This window comes from Pseudomonas sp. PI1, assembly GCF_000812405.1.
Classification (GTDB): Bacteria; Pseudomonadota; Gammaproteobacteria; order Pseudomonadales; family Pseudomonadaceae; genus Pseudomonas; species Pseudomonas citronellolis.
The window spans coordinates 57,207-70,913 of record NZ_JWMC01000065.1 but is presented as its reverse complement, the minus strand read 5'-3'; the positions used below and the strand labels follow the sequence as shown (position 1 = coordinate 70,913).

General features: G+C 66.5%; 14 protein-coding genes and 1 pseudogene. 8 read left to right on the top strand and 7 right to left on the bottom strand.

Annotated features, from left to right (window positions below):
- Window positions 1-99: 99 nt before the first annotated feature.
- Window positions 100-450 (top strand): osmotically-inducible lipoprotein OsmE, encoded by a 351-nt coding sequence (gene osmE / locus RN02_RS21375; protein ID WP_043316613.1) that lies wholly within the window; start codon window positions 100-102, stop codon window positions 448-450.
- Between the two features lie 16 nt (window positions 451-466).
- Here osmE and RN02_RS21370 read toward each other — a convergent pair whose 3' ends face one another.
- Window positions 467-721, bottom strand: coding sequence for a hypothetical protein (locus RN02_RS21370; protein WP_009613353.1), 255 nt, complete (start codon window positions 719-721; stop codon window positions 467-469).
- A 112-nt stretch (window positions 722-833) separates the two neighbouring features.
- Here RN02_RS21370 and RN02_RS21365 point away from each other — a divergent pair, with 112 nt between their 5' ends.
- Window positions 834-1,289 (top strand): GyrI-like domain-containing protein, encoded by a 456-nt coding sequence (locus tag RN02_RS21365; RefSeq protein ID WP_043316610.1) that lies wholly within the window; start codon window positions 834-836, stop codon window positions 1,287-1,289.
- Window position 1,290: 1 nt separating this feature from the next.
- Here RN02_RS21365 and RN02_RS21360 read toward each other — a convergent pair whose 3' ends face one another.
- Window positions 1,291-3,363, bottom strand: a complete 2,073-nt coding sequence (locus RN02_RS21360) for an AsmA family protein (protein ID WP_043316607.1) — start codon at window positions 3,361-3,363, stop codon at window positions 1,291-1,293.
- A 497-nt stretch (window positions 3,364-3,860) separates the two neighbouring features.
- Between RN02_RS21360 and RN02_RS21355 the strand changes: the two genes are divergently transcribed.
- Window positions 3,861-4,367, top strand: a complete 507-nt coding sequence (locus RN02_RS21355) for a hypothetical protein (RefSeq protein ID WP_043316605.1) — start codon at window positions 3,861-3,863, stop codon at window positions 4,365-4,367.
- A 69-nt stretch (window positions 4,368-4,436) separates the two neighbouring features.
- On the opposite strand, the gene RN02_RS21350 is transcribed toward RN02_RS21355, so the two are convergent.
- Entirely contained in the window at window positions 4,437-5,738 is a 1,302-nt protein-coding gene (locus tag RN02_RS21350) for an MFS transporter (protein WP_009613359.1), read from the bottom strand.
- Between the two features lie 252 nt (window positions 5,739-5,990).
- Between RN02_RS21350 and RN02_RS21345 the strand changes: the two genes are divergently transcribed.
- The 3 genes and pseudogenes from RN02_RS21345 (at window position 5,991) to RN02_RS34745 (ending at window position 8,328) form a co-directional block, all read left to right on the top strand.
- Entirely contained in the window at window positions 5,991-6,236 is a 246-nt protein-coding gene (locus RN02_RS21345) for a DUF6868 family protein (RefSeq protein ID WP_009613362.1), read from the top strand.
- 172 nt (window positions 6,237-6,408) lie between these two features.
- Window positions 6,409-7,473: pseudogene (locus RN02_RS34750) on the top strand (methyl-accepting chemotaxis protein); the annotation flags it as partial.
- Window positions 7,456-8,328 carry a methyl-accepting chemotaxis protein gene (locus RN02_RS34745; protein WP_442965428.1) on the top strand — a complete coding sequence of 291 codons (873 nt, stop codon included), beginning with the start codon at window positions 7,456-7,458 and terminating at the stop codon, window positions 8,326-8,328. The pseudogene RN02_RS34750 and the gene RN02_RS34745, both read left to right, overlap by 18 nt.
- Window positions 8,329-8,476: 148 nt before the next feature.
- On the opposite strand, the gene RN02_RS21335 is transcribed toward RN02_RS34745, so the two are convergent.
- From RN02_RS21335 to RN02_RS21325, 3 genes are read right to left on the bottom strand one after another with little or no spacing between them, the layout of a single operon-like run.
- The gene (locus RN02_RS21335) at window positions 8,477-9,136 is read right to left on the bottom strand and encodes a DUF799 domain-containing protein (RefSeq protein ID WP_009613365.1); all 660 of its coding nucleotides are present in this window, start codon (window positions 9,134-9,136) and stop codon (window positions 8,477-8,479) included.
- Window positions 9,136-9,507 carry a DUF4810 domain-containing protein gene (locus tag RN02_RS21330; protein WP_043316621.1) on the bottom strand — a complete coding sequence of 124 codons (372 nt, stop codon included), beginning with the start codon at window positions 9,505-9,507 and terminating at the stop codon, window positions 9,136-9,138. The genes RN02_RS21335 and RN02_RS21330 overlap by 1 nt, the downstream gene beginning before the upstream one ends.
- Window positions 9,508-9,537: 30 nt before the next feature.
- Window positions 9,538-10,215, bottom strand: a complete 678-nt coding sequence (locus tag RN02_RS21325; protein ID WP_009613369.1) for a CsgG/HfaB family protein — start codon at window positions 10,213-10,215, stop codon at window positions 9,538-9,540.
- Window positions 10,216-10,792: 577 nt separating this feature from the next.
- On the opposite strand from RN02_RS21325, the gene RN02_RS21320 reads away from it, so the two are divergent.
- Complete coding sequence (locus RN02_RS21320) at window positions 10,793-12,328, top strand: hypothetical protein (protein WP_043316599.1); 1,536 nt, start codon at window positions 10,793-10,795, stop codon at window positions 12,326-12,328.
- Between the two features lie 350 nt (window positions 12,329-12,678).
- Window positions 12,679-13,131, top strand: a complete 453-nt coding sequence (locus RN02_RS21315; protein WP_043316596.1) for a BRO-N domain-containing protein — start codon at window positions 12,679-12,681, stop codon at window positions 13,129-13,131.
- Window positions 13,132-13,231: 100 nt separating this feature from the next.
- Here RN02_RS21315 and imm45 read toward each other — a convergent pair whose 3' ends face one another.
- The gene (imm45, locus tag RN02_RS33405) at window positions 13,232-13,561 is read right to left on the bottom strand and encodes an Imm45 family immunity protein (RefSeq protein WP_161796257.1); all 330 of its coding nucleotides are present in this window, start codon (window positions 13,559-13,561) and stop codon (window positions 13,232-13,234) included.
- Window positions 13,562-13,707 lie beyond the last annotated feature (146 nt).

The following is a 13,707-nucleotide window of genomic DNA, read 5'->3' as shown; positions in this document are numbered from 1 at the left end:
CCGCCCCAAGCCCCAACCCCCCCAGTTTTTTCGAACTCCCCTCCCCGCCCCCGACTCGAAACAGCACCACCCACAGGTCCGAGCCGACAAGGAGGCCCCATGTACCGGCAAGCCCTGCTGACCGCCACCGCCCTGGCCCTGCTCGCGGGCTGTTCCCATGAATCCACCCAGGTGCAGAACCCGGTCAACCTGGTGACCTACCGCGACGCGCCGCTGGTGCGCGACGTGCACGACGGCATGAGCAAGGACGAGGTGCTGCGCGTCGGCGGTCCGCCGTCCAGCAGCCAGGCGCGGGCGTACAAGGCCGGTAGCTGCAACAGCTACATCCTCAACAGGGAAGGCCGCGAACAGCCCTACTACGTGACCTTCGACGACCAGGGCCGGGTCGACGGGACCGGCTTCCTGAGTTGCTCCGAGCGCGACCGCCACGACCGCGACGCCCACCCCTGAGGCCGACGGGCGGCGCTCAGCTGAGCGCCGCCACCAGTTCCGCCTTGGTCATCCGCCAGCGCCCGCGCACGCCTGCGCGGGTCGCGCGCGCCAGCAACTCCTTGCGCGTCATGCCCAGCAACTTCTCGGTGGCCGGCTTGCTGCGCCGGGCGAGCCTGGCCAGGGCGTCCACCTCTTCCGGGCTCAGGCCCAGCTTCCCGTACTGCGCCTGAACGTGCGCCCGCTGCTTCTCGTGGCGCGCCGTGTGGCCCTGCGTACCGTTGCGAGGCATGGCAATCTCCTTCTGCAAAGGGGGAACAGAGCAATGGACCGGGCGCTGCGAAAAATATTCAGCCTTTATCGCTGCCGTCTATCATGCGAGCAGGAAAACAGGAGAGGACCTCATGAAACACCGCATCGTCGAATTGCCCGCCTTCAGCGTGGTGGGCCTGGAATACCGTGGCGACGGCCAGGACGGCAGCATCGGCCAGCTCTGGCAGCGCTTCCTGCCGCGCGAGCACGAGGTCGCCGCGCAGGTCGACGACCGCAGCGCCTATGGCATCTGCGCCCAGGCCGCCGGCGGCGTCTTCCACTACATTGCCGGGCTGCCGGTCGCACCGGGCACCGCGATTCCCGAAGGCATGGTGAAGTTCGAGGTGCCGGCGCAGAAGTACGCCGTGTTCACTCATATCGGGCCGGTGGAAGGCATCGCCGACAGCTTCCAGCGCATCCACGCCGAACTGCTGCCACAACGCGGGCTGGAGCCGCGCCACGCGCCATCCTTCGAGCGCTACACCGAGCGCTTCCACGGGCCGGACGACGTCACCTCGGAAACCGACCTGTACATCCCCGTCTACTGACTCAGCGCTTCGGCGCCCGGGCCGGCTGCTTCATCTGCGCCAGCAGGGCGGCGCACTGGTTGTCCTCGCTCTTGCTCGGCGCGATCAGCGCCAGCAGCCCGGCCGCCGGCCCCGCCGCCACGCCCAGGGCGACCATGCCGGCGCCGCGGGCGATCAGCGGGCCGGCGTGCACCCCGGCCTTCGGGTTCTTGAAGGTGCCCTGCACGTACAGCGGCGAGCGCAGCGAGAACAGCCGCACGCCCTTGCTGTGGGGGATGATGTCCAGGTCCAGTTGCTCGGTGGCGAGGTTGCTGGTGCCCTCGACGTTGATGATGGCGTTCTCGGTATCGAAGGCGAAGATCCGCGGCTGGGCCAGGCCCTTGGTGATGCCGACGTCGGCCGCCGCGCAGTTGATCTTCACGTCGTCGTCGCCGAACAGCTTGGCCACCAGGTAGTTGCCGACGTTCAGCCCGGCGATCTCCATCAGCCCCTTGCTGATCCGCCCGTCGTTGATCAGCAGCTTGAGCTCGCCGTTGGCGCCGCCGAGGATGGCCGCCACCGAGTTGCCGGTGCCGCTCAGGGCGGCGTCGCCGTTGAGTTCGCCGAAGCTGGTCTGCATGGGCGCGAAGCTGGGGAACAGCTGCTTCAGCTTGAAGCCGCGGGCCTGCAGCTGCACCCGGCTCTGCATCGGCGCCTTGCCGCCGTCCAGGCGGATCTGCGCGGTCAGGCTGCCGCCGGCCACGCCGAAGCGCAGCGGGTCCAGGCGCAGCAGGCCGTTCTCCAGGCGCAGGTGGGTCTGCAGGTCGCTGATCGGCAGCTTGTCGCTGTGGACGATGCGCTTGCCGGCGAACTCCACGTCGGCGTCCATGGCGCGCCAGCGCTCGGTGCGGAATTCCTCCACCGGCAGCACCTTGTCCGCCGGCTGGCGGGTGCTCTGGCCGCGCGCCTGCTTCTGCGCGTTGCTGTCGGCGCCGATCAGCGGGCCGAGGTCGGCCATGCGCAACTGCTCGGAGGTCAGCTTGCCGCTGAGCCGCGGCCGCGGCTGGCCGTTGACGAAGGTCAGGCTGCCGTGCAGGTCGCTCTCGCCGACCTTGCCGTTGAAGTTCTGGTACTCGAAGCGCGCGCCGTCCGGGTCGTGCAGTTGCGCGCGCAGGCGGCCGTCGGTGGAATAGGCCGGGGTGTCCGGGAGGGTCACGCCGGTCAGCGGGTAGAGGTTGGCCATGCTGGTGCCGGCCAGCTTCAGGCGCAGGTCCAGGGCGCCCAGGTGCAGCGGGTCGGTAAGGGTGCCGACCACCGCGGCACGGGTGTCGCCCACCTTCACCTCGGCCTGCAGCGGGAACGGCCGGCTGGCGTCTTCCAGGGCCAGCACGCCGCCCACCTTGCCCTCGCCGGCCAGCGGCAGGCCCTTGTAGGTGCCGCGCACCTTCCAGCCGAACACGTAGTCCTGGGTGGCCGCCGCCTGCTCGCCGCCCAGCGCCTTGCCGGCCAGCTGGGCGAAGGGCACCGGCTTGCCGAGGCTGTCCACCAGCACTTCCAGGCGCGTCTTCAGGGTCTGGTCGTCGAAGCCCACGCGGCCCTTGTCGAAGCCGATCTCGCCAATGGCCAGGGACCAGGGCGTGGGCTCCTCGGGCTGCCCCTCTTCCTTGGGCGGCAGGGTGAAGGTCCAGTTGGCGCGGCCGTCGGCCAGGCGCAGCAGGTCGGCGCTGGGCTGCGTCAGGCGCACCTGCGGGATCACCACCTGGCGCCACAGCAGCGGCAGCGGCGAAAGGCGGAACTCCACATGCTTGAGGCTGGCGAACTCGGCCGCGCGGGTCTTGCCCTGCGCCCAGTCGGGGTTGCCCAGGGTGATGTCGCTGGCGGCGAAGTGCGGCCAGGGCACCCAGGCGCGCCAGCCGCCCTCCTCCGGCTCGCGCTGCCAGAGCACCTGCAGCTCGCCGTTGATGGCGAAGGGGCGGCCGATGGCGGCGGAGACCTTGTCGTTGATCAACGGCCGCACGCGGTTCCAGTCGAAGGTGGCGACGAACGCCAGCGCCGCCACCAGCAGGGTGAGCAGGCCGGCAAGGCTGAACAGGCAGATCTTTGCGCCGCGCGTCATGCAGAACTCCTTGTCGCCGCGTCGGTTGGGTGCGCCCAGGCAGGCTCTTCTACCGGGTTGGACCGCAGGGCGCCGGCGAAATGCCGGAAAAATCGCCGGGGCGGAAAATCGAACGCTTCCCCACCGTAGCACGCCACGCCGGCCGCACGCCGGTATCCGCGCATCGATGCAAGCCGACGCCATGCCCCCAGAAACAGGCGCAACCGCTCTGGCATGCGGCTTAGCGAGCGACCGGGCCGCTTGCGGCGATAGCCCTGGCCTTTTGCGCTGGTAGATTCATCTAATCGACAGATATTAACAATTACGTCGATACGCCCCATCGAGACCATTGATAGAAGTCAATATTCACAATCAATTAATTGTTTTTAAAGGAATAAATTAAACATCATCGGCATCGATAACGACAATTGCCCGGCTTCGTTTTCAAATCGATAATCCAGATTGGATACTGGCTCCGTGTCCAGAACAACACCCCTTTCCTCCAGGAGCCACACATCATGAAACGCACTCTCACCTTCGGTTTCGCCCTTTCCCTGATCGCCGCCAACCTCGCCTTCGCCGCCCCGCAAGTGGCCGAGAACGGTTCCTCCTACAGCGTCGACCGTCTGCACCAGCAAATGCAGGCCCGCGTCGCCGAGAACGGCAGCGGCCAGACCATCGACCGTCTGCACAAGCAACTGAGCGAGCAGGTCCGCGTTTCGGAAAACGGCAGCAGCCAGACCATCGACCGCCTGCACAAGCAGATGGGTGAAGAAGCCCGCGTCGCCGAAAACGGCAGCAGCCGCACCATCGACCGCCTGCACCAGCAGATGGGTGAAGAGGCTCGCATAGCCGAGAACGGCAGCTCCAACACCATCGACCGTCTGCACAAACAGATGGGTAGCGAGGAAGCCCGCGTCGCCGAAAACGGCAGCAGCCACACCATCGACCGTCTGCATGGCGCCATGAGCGTTGCCGAATCCGGTGGCGACACCGTCTTCAACGCCCACTTCCGTCAGGTCTGAAGCAACGCGCAGTACACCGCAAGGTGAAAGAAAGGCCCGGCATTCGCCGGGCTTTCTCATTTCCGCAGGTCAGCTCGCCTGGTCGGGCGAACCGTCGGAGCGGCCGATGCTCGGCGGCGCCTCCACCACCAGCTCTTCCGGCACCTCTTCCACCCGCGGGTCGAGGGTGGCGGCCATGGGGCTGACAGTGTCGGGCATGGCCACGTGGTGCAGCGGCGCCTCGTCGACGCGGTGGATGCCGGTGACGCGCCGCGGCTGCACCCAGAAGATCAGCACCAGCGCATAGGCCGACACCAGCATGTAGAACATGCCCGGGCCGAAGTGGCTCATCAGCGCGCCGGCGAACAGCGGGCCGATGCACGCGCCCACTCCGTAGGTGGTCAGCAGCATGGCCGAGAGCGCCACGCGCCGCGGCTGCTCGACGTGGTCGTTGGCCAGGGCCACCGCCAGCGGGTAGAGGGTGAACAGCAGCATGCCGGTGACGAAGCCGTTGGCCAGCAGCGCCCAGTAGGGCAGTTGGATCAGCCCCCACATCGGCGCGGCGGCCACGCACAGCAGCAGCGCGTTGCCGCGGATCAGCCAGCTGCGGTTGACGCGGTCCGACAGCCAGCCCAGCGGCCACTGCGCGCAGAAGCCGGCGACGATGCACATGCCGACGAACAGGCTCGACTGCGAGGTGTCCAGCCCGTTGCGGTTGGCGTACACCGGCGCCAGGCCGTAGAAGGCGCCGACCATCAGGCCCGCGACGAAGATGGTGCCCAGCGACTGCGGCACGCGCTTCCAGAAGAAGCCGATCTCCAGCGGCGCCGCCACCAGCTTGGCCGGGTGCACGCGGCGCGTCAGCGCCAGCGGGATCAGGCAGGCGGAAAAGCAGATCGCCACCAGCAGCAGCGGCTTGTAGTCCAGCGCCGGGCTCGCCGCCAGCAGGCCCTGGCCGAGCACCAGGCCGAGGTCCACCGCCACCATGTAGCCGGCGAACACCTTGCCGCGCTGGTGCCCTTCGGCCTGCTCGTTGAGCCAGCTCTCGATCACCATGTACTGGTTCATCATCACCGCGCCCATCACGAAGCGCAGCGCCACCCAGACCGCCAGGGTGTCGATGAGCGCGTGCAGCAGCACGATCACCGTGGCCAGGCCCGCGCAGGCCACGTAGGAACGGATGTGGCCGAAGCCGGCGATCAGCTTGTGGCCGAACTTGCCGCCGCAGACCAGGCCGAAATAGTAGGCCGCCATCAGGCCGCCGACCCACAGGTCGCCGGCGCCCTCGGCGGTCAGGCGCAGGCCCATGTAGGTGGTGAACAGGCCGGAGCCGGCCAGCATCAGGAGGGTGGCGGTGTAGAGCGCGGGGAAGGTGACGAGCGGGCTGAACATGGGGCTACCTCGCCGGGCGACGCTGCGCACGGCGGACGAGAGGACCAGGGAGAGGGGCCGGGAAACCACGGGCGCAGCGGGGCGACCACCACCGCGCGGGAACCGGCCGCGGGCCACGCCGCAAAGCCGCGGCACGGCAGTGGCGCATTATCCACGGCGGCCGGCCGCCCCGCCATTGGCCGCGACGTTCGGCGAGTGCCGGAACCGTCCGACATAGACGCCCTCGAATGAAAAAACGCCCGGGAGATCGCCATGAACGTCAGAGACCCGCAGGAATTCCTGCTCTGGTGCACCCTGCTCAACTACGCCGTGCTGCTGCTCTGGTTCGGCGCCTTCAGCCTCGCCCACGACGGCCTGTACCGCCTGCACAAGCACTGGTTCGGCCTGGGCCGGGAAGCCTTCGACGCCCTGCACTACGGCGGCATGGCCATCTACAAGATCGGCGTGCTGCTGTTCAACCTGGTGCCGCTGCTGGCGTTGTGGATAACCGGGGGCTGACCGTCCCCGGAACGGCGCGCCGCGTTTCTGGCGTCAGATTTTTCTTACTTTTCCTACGGTTCCGCCATGCCCTGCCGATAACTCCTCCCTGGCGCGGTGCGCCTTGCCATGGCCTCGACAAGAACAATCTCCGAATGGCCTGCCTTCACCGAACCTTCTTTGGAGATCGTCAATGCATAGCTGGATATCCAACCTGAGCGTGAACCTCAAGTTGGCCCTCGGCTTCGGCGTGGTCCTGGCGTTTACCGCCATCCTCGCCGTGGTCAGCTGGGTCGGCCTGGGCTCGCTGATCGACCGCAGCAACTGGATGAGCGACATCACCGAGCTCAACGCCCGCCTCACCAAGCTGCGCATCACCCGCCTGCAATACATGATCGCCGACGGCGGCGAGCAGGAAGCCGGCGCCGTCATGAGCGCCCTGGGCGAATTCAAGGCCCACCAGCAGAAGCTGCGCGGCTACTTCGTCAGCCCCGAGAACGTGCGCATGCTCGACCAACTGGGCGGCGTCATCGCCGACTACGAGAAATCCCTGGCCGCCATGCGCAGCGGCTATCAGAACGCCAACGCCACCCGCCGCGCCCTGGAAGGCGAGGCCGCCCGCGCCGGCGAGCTGACCGCGCAGTTGCAGGAAGACGTGCTCAAGGCCCCGGCCGACGAAGAACGCGCCGCCCGCTACCAGGCCATCAGCCGCACCCGCGAGGACCTGCTGCAGGCCCGCTACGACGTGCGCGACTACCTGGCCACCGCCCTGTCCCGCGATGGCGACGGCGTTACCCGCCACCTCGACGAAAGCCTCGCCAGCCTGCCGGCGCTGGAAAACACCCTCGGCCCCGACCTGGCGGCCCGCGTGCAGCAACTGGGCGCGGCGCTGCGCGGCTACCGCGAGGGCGTGCAGGCCCTGCGGGCGAACATGGCCGCCATCGTCCAGGCGCGCAAGGAAATGACCACCCAGGGCCAGGACATCGTCAAGCTCAGCGAATCCCTCTACCAACTGCAACTGGACCGCCGCGACATCGAAAGCGCCCGCGCCCGCAACCTGCAGGTGCTCTTCACCCTGCTGGCCCTGGTGCTGGGCGGCCTGGCCGCGCTGGTCATCACCCGGCAGATCACCCGCCCGCTGCACGCCACCATGGAAGTGGTCGACCGCATCGCCGCCGGCGACCTGTCCCGCGACATCCAGGTCGAGCGCCGCGACGAACTCGGCCGCCTGCAACAGAGCATGCAGCGCATGAGCCACAGCCTGCGCGACCTGATCGGCGGCATCCGCGATAGCGTGACGCAGATCGCCAGCGCCGCCGAGCAGCTTTCGGCGGTCACCGAGCAGACCAGCGCCGGCGCCAACAGCCAGAAGGTGGAAACCGACCAGGTGGCCACCGCGATGCACGAGATGTCCGCCACCGTGCAGGAAGTGGCGCGCAACGCCGAGCAGGCCTCCCAGGCCGCGTCCGCCGCCGACCGCGAAGCCCACGACGGCGACCGCGTGGTGAACCAGGCCGTGGAACAGATCGAGCGCCTGGCCGAGGAAGTGGAACGCTCCGCCGACGCCATGCAGCGCCTGGAACAGGAAAGCGAGAAGATCGGCAAGGTCATGGACGTGATCAAATCAGTGGCCGAACAAACCAACCTGCTGGCCCTCAACGCCGCCATCGAAGCCGCCCGCGCCGGCGAGGCCGGCCGCGGCTTCGCCGTGGTGGCCGACGAAGTCCGCGCCCTGGCCCAGCGCACCCAGCAGTCCACCGAAGAGATCGAAGCCCTGGTCGCCGGCCTGCAGAGCGGCACCCGCCAGGTCTCCAGCGTCATGCTCGGCAGCCGCGAGCTGACCGCCAGCAGCGTGGCCCTGAGCCGCCAGGCCGGCGAATCCCTGGGCAGCATCACCCGCACCGTGTCGAACATCCAGGCGATGAACCAGCAGATCGCCACAGCGGCCGAGGAACAAAGCGCCGTGGCCGAGGAAATCAGCCGCAGCGTGGTGAGCGTGCGCGACGTCTCCGAACAGACCGCCGCGGCCAGCGAAGAAGTCGCCGCCTCCAGCGTGGAACTGGCGCGCCTGGGCGGGCAGCTGCAGACGCTGGTGAGCCACTTCCGCGTCTGATCGGAATCGTCTGATTCCCCCGCCAGGCCCGCCCGGCGAATGCTGGGCGGGCCCTTGCTGAGGGCGGATGGGTCACGGCAGGGACGCCGGGCCCATCCTTGCCGACGGCAGAAGAGACAACCTCATCCCCTCGCCCGGCCTCGGCGGATCAGTCGGTGCCGTACTTCGGCGAACGCGGACCGTACAACAGCGCACCCGGCCGCCCGGCGGACAGCAGGCGTTGGCTGGCGACACCGGCGATGGGGTAGCCGGCATCGTCCTGGGCGCTGCTGATGATCTGCTTGACCGCCGCGGTGATCAGCATGCCCAGCAGGCCGCCGTTGTTATTGCTGCTGCCCTCCTCGCTGGAGGCGGTGGCGCTTCCCGTCCACAGGGTGGTGCCGGTCTTCAGGTCCACCAGCTTGGCCCCGGCGGTCACCACGGTCGCGCTGCTCAGCACCATGTAGCTGGTGCCGTACTGCGTCACGGTGATGTACAGGGCCGCATCCGCGCCGAAGATTTCCTGCAGCTTCGCCGGGGATACCGCATGGATGTCCGCCGGGGTGGAGAGGCCGTTCTGGCGGAACGTCTCGGCCACCAGCGCCACCGGCAGCACGTAGTAACCGGCCTCGGCGAGCGGGAAGGTCACCTGCGAAAGCATGCTGTAGGTCGCCTTCACGTCCGGCGAATCGTTCAGCGGCGGCAGCACCAAGATCGAGCGCGGTCGGGCCTGCTTGTAGGCGGAGTAGTCGACGGTCTTCTGCGGCGCGCAACCGGCGAGCAGCGCCAGCGCGAACAGGGCCAGCAGGGTCTTGATCGGGTTCCACATCACTTGCTACCTCCCTGCCTTGCGTTCTTCAGCAGAAAATCCATGTAGGCCGACGACTCCGGGAACAACGCCTTCTCGGTATTGAACTGCTGGACCATCTGGTCGTCCTTGCCCAGGCTCGAATACAGCAGGCCCAGTTGCGCGTGATAGCCCGGCGGAACATGGCCGTCGGTGGCGGCGATCTTCTGCAGGTCGCGCTCCAGCGCCTCGGCCTGCGCCTCCTTCGCCTCGGTGGTGAAATAGTCGTGGACCTGGGACTGGTAGCTTTCCCACTGGTACAGCGTCTTCGGCGAGGAACACCCGGCAAGCGACGCCACGCCTGCGCACACCAGCGCCACCAGGCAGCCCCTGGCAACAAAGTTCTTACCCATGAACATCACTACTCCCTGCTTTTCTTCGGGTTATCGGGCCGGGTTCCAGGCGCCGCTGTCCACCGCGTTCACCAGTTTGTTCACCGCCTCGCGCATGGCCAGGTCCAGGACCTTGCCGTTGAGCGTGGAGTCATAGCTGGCGGTGCCGCCGAAGCCGATGATCTCGCGGTTCGACAGCTCGTACTCGCCCGCCCCCTGCGAGGAATAGACGACCTCGGAGGTGCTGATGTTGACGATGTTCAGCGCGACCTTGGCATAGGCCACCTGGGTCTTGCCGCGCCCGAGAATGCCGAACAACTGGCGGTCGCCGACCTCCTTGCGACCGAACTCGGTGACGTCGCCGGTCACCACGTAGTCGGCGCCCTTGAGCTGCTGGGCCTGGCCCTTGATCGCGGCTTCCTGCTGGATCTCGCTCATGTTGTCGCGGTCCAGCACGTTGAAGCGGTTGGTCTGCTGCAGATGGGTGATCAGGATGGTCTTGGCCTGGCCGCCAAGGCGGTCGACGCCATCGGAGAAAATCCCCCGCATGTAGCTGGAGCGGTTATCGAACTTGCCCACCGCGATGGGCGAACGCACGCCGGAATACGGCTTGTTGACGCTCTCCACCTGCTGCACCGGCAGCGCCCTGGAGCTTTCCGTGGCACAACCGCCGACCGTCAGCAGGGCGGCGGACGCCACGCCCAACAACAAGCCCCGGGACATTTTCATCTTCACACTGCATTCCCCCTCGGAAATCCAATAAACAGGGCCGCCAGCCAATGCCGACGGCCGTCCTCTCAATGGCCAGGCAATGCCATAGAGCCACCATGGCAACCGGAGCCACGATGGGCCCGGGCACCCGGCGCGCACGGCGGAACCCATGCGCGCAGGCATGCGAGGAAGGAAAGTTCGAGCACGGGAAACGCAGCCGCTACAGGACGTACCGGCGTGAACGGCAGGAGGAGGCGAGACAGGGCCTGGCATCCAGCCTGTGGGAATGAACTGCATCCCGTCGATCCTTCGAAAACATCTTGTTACCTGGCCGCGCCATTAAAACACAAGCATTGAGCCACCACCCATACCACCTACGTGGAATCAGAAGTGCCTCAAGAAATCCTCTTCGCGCAGTGGACGGAACCGCGGCTCCAGCACGGTGCTCCTGGCCCTGGCGAGCACATCGGCGCGCAACAGTCCATGCAAAAAGCCCTTTCCCCAGCGTTTTTCAGATGCGTCCTAAACCCATCGCATAGCGAAGCAAGCAGTCTCCGGGCAAGTTCTGGAGAACCGCAACCTAGAGCCTTCCGCGATGAAAACGCAGTCGAACGACGCCACCCGGCGCCCCGACGTTGCCTACCTGGCAACCCGGACACGAGCCCTCTACCACCGCCTGGTCGACCTGGATTCCGCACGCCTGCCGCCAGCCACACGCCTCAAGCAACTGGAGCGTTCGCGAGCGGAAGTCTTCGACCTGGGGCACAACCTCGCCGAACTGCTCGGCGACCGACGGGGCAGCACCGAGCGACGGCGGGCGGACAAGGCGGCGCAACTCATCGCCGCCCTGCACCGCCGGCTGATCCAGGGCTACTGGGCCCTGGCCCGGGGCGAATGCACCGAGGCGCAACTCAAGGCACTGCTCTTGCAGCGCACGCTGCGCAGCGCCCAGGAAATCCACTTCAGCGCCCTGCTCAACGGCCAGGAGGCGCCGGCCGGTTTCTGGCGCCTGCTCCATCGCCTCTACGCCAAGGCCCGGCAGGCGTCGCTGCAGGACATCGACGTGAAGGACCCGGAAATCCCGGAAGCCCGCAGCCAAAGCATCAGCCGCGGCTACCTCGGCGCCCTGCTGCTGGCAAGCTCGGCCCCCCTGCAGATGCCGGGGGAAGCCTTGCAGGTGCTGATCGAATCCCTGGAAACGCTCGCCTCGACGGCCCGCCTGGGCAATGCCCGCGACACGGACCGCTGGATCATCGCCAGCGACCGCGACCAGGCGTTCCTCGACATCGACAAGGCGCCCGCCACCGAGGGCCAGCTGGCGCTGCAACTGGACGAAGCGATCAAGGTGATGCAGCACTTCAAGGGCCTCGGCGGCGCCAAAGAGGGGTTCGACCTCAAGGACCACCTGCTGCGCAGCTGGCGCGGCCAGCCGCCCGGCGCCGACTGGGAAGCCTGCCACGGCTTCGGCGCACTCCTGGAGCACCTGGGCGCCGGCAAGGACGAGGCCGCCCTGGACGCCCGCCACTTCGCCCTCCAGGCCAAGGCGCAGGACGTCTGGGCAATCCACAGCGACGGCCGGGCCGGGCTCGACGAAGAAGTGCCGCACCTGGAACCCATCGAATTCAAATCCCCCAGCGAAAGCGCCGCCGAACGGCCCCCGGTCATAGCGCTGAGCCAGGTCACGCCCCTTTCCAACGGCGTATCCGCGCTCTGGAGCAACGGCGAGCCCCCACCGCCCAAGGCCGGCGACCTGCTCGGCATCCGCCCCGGTTCCGAAGCGCCCTGGCAACTGGCGCGCGTCGACAGGGCAACCCCGGCAGGCAACGGCCAAGCCCAGCTGACCCTTGCCTGGCTCTCGAAACATCCCCGCGCCTGCCGCATCACCCTGCGCAGCAAACTGCAGGAAAGCGCCCCGCGCAACGCCCTGCTGCTGGACGACGCCGGCACGACACGCATCCTCTGCCCCACGCTGCCGCTGGCCAGCGGCAAGAAGCTGCTGGTGGAAGAAGCTGAAAGCCGCTACATCGCCCTGCTCGGCGAGGCACTGGACGGCGGAGCGGAGCCGGCCTGCTTCAGGTTGCAGCGCCTGGACATCGAAGTGGAGGCAGAGCCGGCTGGCAGCCCGGGATAAATCCGCCGTCTTGTCGCCAAGGCCCGTCCTACAGGGAATTTCGGAAATTATCCGTCTTCCGCCGCTCCAGCGACCTGCCTATCCTGCCCCGGCCACGGTCAGTCCCGTGGCCGGGTTTGACAGTCCGACGAATAGGCGCGATGCGCCAGAAGGTGCAGGCGAAAACGGCGAACGTTTTCGCAGGCTCCCGCACACCTGCAGTTTTCTGCTGCAATCCTCCATGGCGGATCGTGCGGGGGAGACCTTCGGGTCTGCCGGTTCCTATTCCCGGTCTGTCACCCCCGCACGGTCCGCCTCCATTCGACTGACAGCGGATGGCGGCGGCTCCTCAATGGAATAGGAGTCCGACAATGCACGACGCATACACCCCAACCACCTTCATTCGCCACGGCCGCCCCCTGCGCGGCGTGATGATCGACAACCAACCCTGGTTCGCCGCCCAGGACCTCGCCCGCCTCCTCGGCTTCGGCTACCCCCAGCGCTTCCACCACCGCTTCCGCCCCCACGAAACCCGCCGCATCCACGTCCGCTACGCCACCGACAGCGAAGAACCGCTCGACATGATCAACGAAGCCGGCCTCTACAAGGCCCTGATCCGCTTCGGCCACCCGGAAAGCCAGCACCTGGACCAATGGCTGAGCCGCGAAGTCATCCCCACCCTGCGCGACCAACACACCCCCGACGACCACACACCCCGCCGCGTACTGATGAACTGGCAGGCACGCCGGGTGATGTTGCTGGATTGGCAAGGGGAACTGTGGGTGCCGCTGGAGGAGATGCCGAGGTTGATGCTGGATCGGTGAGGAGGGAGCGGCTATTTACTGGGTCAGGGAAAAGGGGGCAGGCTTATTTTTTGAGGATAGGAAAATAAGTCTGTTTCCTTTTCGCTCCCTTTCAGCTTCGCTAACTCTTCGGCAATGAAGCTGGCGCTGGAAACCTAGCACAATAGACGTCTCCGACATCAACCCCAGGAAAGAACCAGCGCTGCCAATTCTCGATAACCCATCTTTTTTTAAGGCACCTTCCTTCAGTACTTTCAACTGGGAAAATTGCCAAATACATACCCGCCTTCTGCCCTGAGACAATCAGCCCTCCCATTCCCCTATTCCGGTCCAGCGGGTCAAATACAATAATATCCACATATTCCTCATACAACCCACCTGATGGAGATCTAATTACAACACCCCTTGCTATTAGATCATCAAAATCAGAGAGCCTTTTCCACTCATACATCATCTAGTCCTCAAATGGTAAGAGCCAGAAGAATCCTCCTGATTCCTGCAAAATGGGGACAGATTTATTTCTATCGCTCTAACCCTACCCGCCAAATCAGCTTTAGAGTAGAAAAATAAATCTGTCCCTTTTCGACCAACCCATTC

Bases quoted from the DNA above. Each gene is read 5' to 3' on its own strand.
- osmE (WP_043316613.1), top strand. From the start codon at position 100: ATGTACCGGCAAGCCCTGCTGACCGCCACCGCCCTGGCCCTGCTCGCG.
- RN02_RS21370 (WP_009613353.1), bottom strand. From the start codon at position 721: ATGCCTCGCAACGGTACGCAGGGCCACACGGCGCGCCACGAGAAGCAG.
- RN02_RS21365 (WP_043316610.1), top strand. From the start codon at position 834: ATGAAACACCGCATCGTCGAATTGCCCGCCTTCAGCGTGGTGGGCCTG.
- RN02_RS21360 (WP_043316607.1), bottom strand. From the start codon at position 3,363: ATGACGCGCGGCGCAAAGATCTGCCTGTTCAGCCTTGCCGGCCTGCTC.
- RN02_RS21355 (WP_043316605.1), top strand. From the start codon at position 3,861: ATGAAACGCACTCTCACCTTCGGTTTCGCCCTTTCCCTGATCGCCGCC.
- RN02_RS21350 (WP_009613359.1), bottom strand. From the start codon at position 5,738: ATGTTCAGCCCGCTCGTCACCTTCCCCGCGCTCTACACCGCCACCCTC.
- RN02_RS21345 (WP_009613362.1), top strand. From the start codon at position 5,991: ATGAACGTCAGAGACCCGCAGGAATTCCTGCTCTGGTGCACCCTGCTC.
- RN02_RS34745 (WP_442965428.1), top strand. From the start codon at position 7,456: ATGCAGCGCATGAGCCACAGCCTGCGCGACCTGATCGGCGGCATCCGC.
- RN02_RS21335 (WP_009613365.1), bottom strand. From the start codon at position 9,136: ATGTGGAACCCGATCAAGACCCTGCTGGCCCTGTTCGCGCTGGCGCTG.
- RN02_RS21330 (WP_043316621.1), bottom strand. From the start codon at position 9,507: ATGGGTAAGAACTTTGTTGCCAGGGGCTGCCTGGTGGCGCTGGTGTGC.
- RN02_RS21325 (WP_009613369.1), bottom strand. From the start codon at position 10,215: ATGAAAATGTCCCGGGGCTTGTTGTTGGGCGTGGCGTCCGCCGCCCTG.
- RN02_RS21320 (WP_043316599.1), top strand. From the start codon at position 10,793: ATGAAAACGCAGTCGAACGACGCCACCCGGCGCCCCGACGTTGCCTAC.
- RN02_RS21315 (WP_043316596.1), top strand. From the start codon at position 12,679: ATGCACGACGCATACACCCCAACCACCTTCATTCGCCACGGCCGCCCC.
- imm45 (WP_161796257.1), bottom strand. From the start codon at position 13,561: ATGTATGAGTGGAAAAGGCTCTCTGATTTTGATGATCTAATAGCAAGG.